The following is a 1,043-nucleotide window of genomic DNA, read 5'->3' on the forward strand; positions in this document are numbered from 1 at the left end:
GTTGTTGTCGTGGACGACGGTGGTGCCGTCGTCGAAGGTCCAGGTGCTGCCGTTGTCGTTGTAGGTGATGTCGACGGTCTGTGCCGGCTGGCCGTCCGATGGTGGGATGGTGCCGTGTGTTGGTTTGCCGTCGGGGGTGAATTGGTCGAATACCACTCCGTCGGGGGTGGTCTGCTGGATGACGTTGCCGTTGTTGTCGTGGACGACGGTGGTGCCGTCGTCGAAGGTCCAGGTGCTGCCGTTGTCGTTGTAGGTGATGTCGACGGTCTGTGCCGGCTGGCCGTCTTCGCCTTGGACTGTTCCGTGTAGTGGCCTGCCGTCGGCAGTGAATTGGTCGAAGACGGTGCCGTCGGGGAGTTGTTGACGTATGACGTTGCCGTCACCGTTGTAGGTGACGGTGGTGCCATCGGTGTAGTGCCAGGTGCTCGCATCGCCTTGGTAGCTGATGTTGACGGGCTGTGGTGGCTGCCCGTTCTCGCCTGCGAGTAGGCCGTGTGTTGGTTCGCCGTTGGCGTTGAAGCGGTCGAAGACGGTGCCGTCGGGCAACTGTTGGCGTACGACGTCCCCGTCACCGTTGTAGGCGATGGTGGTGCCGTCGGCGTAGCGCCAGGTGCTTTCGTCACCGTTATGGGAGATGTTTACCGGATGTGACTGGCCGTCCTCGCCTTGAACTATTCCGTGTGTTGGCTCGCCGTTGGCGTTGAAGCGGTCGAAGACGGTGCCATCCGGCAGCTCCTGGCGGATGACGTTGCCGTCACCGTTGTAGGTGACGGTGGTGCCGTCGGTGTAGTGCCAGGTGCTGCCGTTGTCGTTGTAGCTGATGTTGACGGGCTGTGGTGGTTGGCCGTTTTCGCCTGTGAGTAGGCCGTGGGTTGGTTCGCCGTTGGCGTTGAAGCGGTCGAAGACGGTGCCGTCGGGTAACTGTTGGCGGATGACGTTGCCGTCATCGTTGTAGGTGACGGTGGTGCCATCGGCGTAACGCCAGGTGCTCGCATCGCCTTGGTAGCTGATGTTGACGGGCTGTGGTGGTTGGCCGTTTTCGC

The 1,043-nt window shown here is 61.8% G+C and carries 1 protein-coding gene; it reads right to left on the bottom strand.

Features of this window, described 5'->3' with window-relative positions:
- Positions 1 to 1,043: hypothetical protein (locus tag ACWDV4_RS24865; RefSeq protein ID WP_449983062.1), on the bottom strand; the 1,043-nt coding region annotated here is incomplete at both ends.

Source organism: Micromonospora sp. NPDC003197 (genome assembly GCF_053590565.1).